Raw genomic sequence first — 5,101 nt, 5'->3', positions numbered from 1 at the left:
TTATAGCGAGACCGGTGATAACTCGCAGGAAATGCTGGCCCGTGGTGAGGCCCTCTACAATGACACCTCACTGAGTTCCAATGGCCTGTCCTGTGCCAGCTGCCATGGTATCGATGGCAACGATCAGGGATACAACGCAAGCTTCGAACAACCCTATCCCCACCAGGTGGCGATGGGCAGCAACATGTTCGGCATGTCGGAGGTCCATGCCGACGAAATGGTGCAGATCTGCATGGTGACGCCCATGGCCGCTGAGCCGTTGGAATGGGGAAGCGACGACTTGATGTCGTTGTCTGCCTACGTGGTGGAAGTGCAGCGCCGTTTTGCCGGTGAACCACATAACCTTTGATGATGTGTCAAAGGTTTTCGAACCCCCGATGCCCAGGCGGCATCGGGGGTTTGTGTGCGTCCATTGTTGCTCGGGGATTGCCCTGGGGTAAGCTGTTGGTTGTGCTGATGGAGAGGCACATCACTGACCGACTGGAGGATGCTCATGAGATATCGTTACCTGCTGGCCACTTTCGCCTTGGCGCTGCCGCTTGCCGCCATGGCCAATACGCCCAATATTGTGCCGGGACAATGGCAGTTCAACAGCACGACCTCGGTCTCCGGCGATATGCCGATTCCCGACCAGACCGAGTCTCATCAGGAGTGCATCGCCCAGGGGGATCTGGAGGATGACGAGTTCCAGTTCATCGAGGAAGAGGAGGGCTGCGAGTTGCTCGAGCACAATGTCGCCGCCGACGGCGTCGACTACCGCATGGTGTGTCGCCAGGAAGGCGGAGAGGCCAACATCGATGGACGCATGGACTTCCTGGGTGAGCGTCTCGCCGGCAATATCGATATCGAGGTCGACACCCCGATGGGAACGATGCAGATGAACACCGTGGTAGAGGGTGAGCGGATCGGCGATTGCTGATCGCGCCTGGTGTAATGACGAAGAAGGCCATCCCTGGGGTGGCCTTCTTCGTTCGGTGCTGCCTCCTAGATCACTCGGGCACGGGGTTCTCGTTCATCTCGGTTTCCAGGCGTCGACCGACATCGCCGGGCGAACCCGTGTGGCGCGCCAGGAGGTCATAGGCCACGGGAACCACGAAGAGGGTGAAGAGGGTGGCCGTGGCGAGACCACAGAGGATTACGGTGCCGATGACCAGTCGGGTTTCGGCACCCGCGCCACTGGAAACGATCAGCGGCACGGCACCGGCCATGGTGGTGACGGCCGTCATCAGGATCGGGCGGAGTCGAATGACGGCGGCATCGACCAGGGCATCGTGGAAGGCGACACCCTGATCACGCAGTTGATTCGCGAACTCGACGATCAGGATACCGTTCTTGGCGGCGAGTCCTACCAGCATGACCAGCCCCACCTGACTGTAGATATTGAGCGATTGTCCGGTGACATAGAGCCCGAGGAGGGCGCCGAAGATGGCCAGGGGGACGGTGAGCATGATCACGAAGGGGTGGACAAAGCTCTCGAACTGGCCCGCGAGCACCAGGAAGACCACCAGAACTCCGAGTCCCAGCAGGAAGGCAGTTGCACCGCTGGCCTCGAGGTAGTCTCGTGAGGCCCCCTTGACATCGGTCTGGGCCTCCGCGGGCAGCACCTCGGCGACTGCCGCATTGAGGTAGTCGAGGGCCTCGCCGAGTGGGTAGCCATCGGCCAGGTCCGCCTGGATGGTGATCGCGCGAATCCGGTTGAAGCGGTTGAGTGTGCTGGGCCCGGCGAAGTCCGTCAGGGTCACCAGGTTCGACAGCGGGATCAGCTCATCGGAGCGTGCCGAGCGGACCAGGAGATTTTCGAGGGACCGCGGGCTAGGTCTGGCCCCGGGCTCGCCCTCGAGGATCACATCGTACTCCTGACCATCATCCACGTAGCGGGTCACGGTGCGCCCACCCAGCAGGGTTTCGAGCGTGCGACCGATCTCGGTGACGGTCACCCCCAGGGCGGAAGCACGGGTGTAGTCGATGTCCACACGGAGCTGTGGCTGGTTTTCCTCATAGTCACTTTCCAGGCTCGTCAGGCGGGGATTGTCCTCGCGGAGATGTGATATCAGGGTGTCTCGCCATTCGGCGAGTTGCGCATAGGTTCCGCCACCGAGCACGAACTGTATCGGTTTTTCGACGCGCTGGCCGAAGCCCTGGCGCATGACCGGGAAGGCCCTGACGCCGGGCAGATCGGCAAGCCGGCCACGGATATCGTCCATGATGGCCCAGGCGGAACGTCGCGAGTTCCAGTCGGCCAGGTTGACGATCACGAAACCGCTGTTGAAATTTTCGATATTGCCCCAGCCGCGCGGCGCTCGAACCACGATTCGCTCGATCTCGCCGCTCTCGGTCATCGGCATCAGGCGTGTCTCGATCTCGTTCATGTAGTCGAGCATATAGTCGTAGGTCGCGCCGGGCGGGCCATTGACCAGCACGAAGAAGTTGCCGCGATCCTCCTGGGGCGTGTACTCATTGGGGAGTTGGCCATTGAGCCAGATCATGCCGCCGATCAGCCCCATGAACAGAAGCAGCACGACCAGTCGCAGCTTGAGGACGCGTTCGAGCATCGCCCGATAGACACGACGCGACAATTCGAGCAGCCATGTTACCGCGGCGGAGATGCGTCCTTCGTGCATGTCGCGCTTGAGGATCTTGGAGGCCATCATCGGCGTCAGGGTCAGTGCCAGCAGGCTCGAGATGGCCACCGCGGCGGCCAGCGTCAAGGCGAACTCCGAGAAGAGTCGGCCGATGTCACCTTGCAGCAGGCTCAGTGGTATGAACACCGCGATGAGTACCAGGGTGGTGGCGATGACCGCAAAGGCGATCTGGCGGGTACCCCGGAAGGCGGCGACCAGTGGCGTCTCGCCATGCTCCTGCATGCGTCGGTGGATGTTCTCGAGGACGACGATGGCGTCGTCGACGATCAGGCCGATGACGAGCACCAGAGCCAGAAGTGTCAGCAGATTGATCGTGAAGCCCATCACCGCCAGGGCGGCGAAGGAGCCGATCAGGGCGATGGGTACCGTGACGGCGGGAATCAGGGTGGTGCGGATATTGCCCAGGAATAGGAAGATCGCGACGACCACCAGGCCCATGGCGATGAACAGGGTTTGTACCACCTGGGATATCGCGCCCGAGACGAACACCGAGGAGTCGAAATTGAGACGCAAGGACATGCCTTCGGGAAGGGTGCCCTGCAGACGTTGCATTTCCGCCTGAACTTCGCGTGAGATCTCCAGCACGTTGGCGGTGGATTGCTTGCGCATCCCCAGGCCCACCATAGGAACGCCATTGCCCCGGAAGATGGTGCGCTCCTCGACGGCACCGATTTCGACACGCGCGACATCGCCGAGACGCACCAGGTATCCATCACTTCCCTCATCGAGAACCAGATGGCGAAAGTCATCGGGCGTCGCGAAATTGCGCGCCAGCCGGACGATGAACTGGCGTGACTGGGACTCGATGGCTCCGCCGGGCAGTTCGACGTTTTCCTGCCGCAGGGCGGTTTCCACGTCGCCTGCCGTCAGGTTACGGGCCGCCAGGGCGTTGGCGTCGAGCCAGATACGCATGGCGTAGTCGCGTCCGCCCCCGACGATGACCCGCGATACACCCGGCTGCACCGAGAAACGGTCGACCAGGTAGCGGTTGGCGTAGTCGGTGAGCTCGGCCATGGTGAAGCGCTCGCCGGAGAGCGACAGCCACAGCACGACATCATCACTGGAATCCGCTTTCTGCACCTCGGGGGGGGCCGCCTCCTCCGGGAGGTTGTCGAGAGAGCCGGAAATCCGGTCGCGGATATCATTGGCGGCCGCATCGATATCCATGTTCAGGCCGAATTCCACATTGATACTGGAACGCCCGTCCTGGCTGGAGGAGGAGATCACCTCGATGCCGGCTACACCGGAGATCCGGTCTTCCAGGACCTGAGTGATGCGGGTCTCCACCACGCTGGCCGAGGCACCCGGATAGCGGGTATCGATGCCCACCACGGGTGGATCGATCGACGGATATTCCTGCAGTGGCAGCCGCTGGAGTGCCAGCAAGCCGAAGGCCACGATCAGGGCGGCGAGGACGGTTGCCAGCACCGGCCTCTGGACGGAGATGTCGGAAAGGCGCATCAGCTATCCATCTCCGCTCCATTGCGTGCCTGGCGAAGGATGTCGGATACGCTGGTGTCCTCGTCGAGGATGCCGATCAGGCGTGCTTCGTCTCCGTCGCGCACCCGTTCCGTGCCATGGGCGACCACCAGGTCACCGTCGGCAATGCCTTCCAGGACTTCTACCTCGCCCTCGCGCCGGGCACCGATGCGAATCTCGCGCTCTTCCACGCGGTTTTTCTCGCCCTCGTGAAGCACCAGTACGTTTTGCCTCTGACCCTCGGGTATCAGTGCGGCCTCGGGAATCACCAAGGCTTGTCGCGGTCGACGCTGAACCACCACCTGCATGAGCATGCCGGGGCGCAGGCGTAGTTCGGGATTGGCGAGCTCGGCACGCACCGTCAGGTTGCGGTTGACGGGATCGACGCGGGTACCCAGGCTCGCGATCTCGCCATCGAAGGATTCGCTCGGGAAGGCGGCGCTTGTGGCGGTCAATGACAGGCCAGGTTCCAGCATCCCCAGCGAGACCTCGGGTACACCGAAGTCGAGGGTCATGGTATCGAGCTTGTCCAGGGTCACCAGGTCCGTCCCAGGAGTGACCAAGGTGCCGACGCTGATGTCGCGAAAGCCGACTCGCCCACTGAAGGGGGCGAGAATCCGGTAGTTGGCGAGCCGTGCCTCCAGGGCCTGGATCTCCGCCTCGACCTGGCGCAATCGGGAGCGGGCATCCTCGACATCGGCGCGGGGTGCCATGTTGCGGCTTTCCAGTTGGTTCAAACGGGCCACGGTATTGCGCCGCTCGTCGCGCAATGCCTGGGCGGAGCGCAGGTCAGCCTGTTCCTCCCTGTCATTGAGCTGGATCAGGAGTTGGCCCGCCTCCACCTCCTCACCGTCACTGAAGCTCACCTCGGCGACCAGCGCGGTAACGGTGGAGGAGAGGGTCACGCTCTCATCGGCGCTCAGGGTGCCCAGCGCCTCCAGCGGATCGGACCAGGGCGTCAGGGAGGCCCTGGCACCGAT

General features: G+C 62.6%; 4 protein-coding genes. 2 read left to right on the top strand and 2 right to left on the bottom strand.

Going from position 1 to position 5,101, the window contains the following annotated elements; genetic code table 11:
• The coding region (locus tag ACESMD_RS06595) for a hypothetical protein (protein ID WP_372611480.1) at positions 1-349 on the top strand (349 nt) is incomplete at its 5' end.
• Between the two features lie 144 nt (positions 350-493).
• Positions 494-919, top strand: a complete 426-nt coding sequence (locus ACESMD_RS06590) for a DUF3617 domain-containing protein (protein ID WP_372611478.1) — start codon at positions 494-496, stop codon at positions 917-919.
• A gap of 70 nt (positions 920-989) precedes the next feature.
• On the opposite strand, the gene ACESMD_RS06585 is transcribed toward ACESMD_RS06590, so the two are convergent.
• Entirely contained in the window at positions 990-4,103 is a 3,114-nt protein-coding gene (locus tag ACESMD_RS06585; RefSeq protein WP_372611476.1) for an efflux RND transporter permease subunit, read from the bottom strand.
• Positions 4,103-5,101: efflux RND transporter periplasmic adaptor subunit (locus ACESMD_RS06580; protein ID WP_372611474.1), on the bottom strand; the 999-nt coding region annotated here is incomplete at its 5' end. The genes ACESMD_RS06580 and ACESMD_RS06585, both read right to left, overlap by 1 nt.

The sequence above is a fragment of the Halomonas sp. genome, from assembly GCF_041689495.1.
GTDB lineage: Bacteria > Pseudomonadota > Gammaproteobacteria > Pseudomonadales > Halomonadaceae > Halomonas.
The sequence above is the reverse complement of the archived record's forward strand: the minus strand, read 5'-3'. Positions and strand labels throughout refer to the sequence as shown.

Bases quoted from the DNA above. Each gene is read 5' to 3' on its own strand.
- ACESMD_RS06590 (WP_372611478.1), top strand. From the start codon at position 494: ATGAGATATCGTTACCTGCTGGCCACTTTCGCCTTGGCGCTGCCGCTT.
- ACESMD_RS06585 (WP_372611476.1), bottom strand. From the start codon at position 4,103: ATGCGCCTTTCCGACATCTCCGTCCAGAGGCCGGTGCTGGCAACCGTC.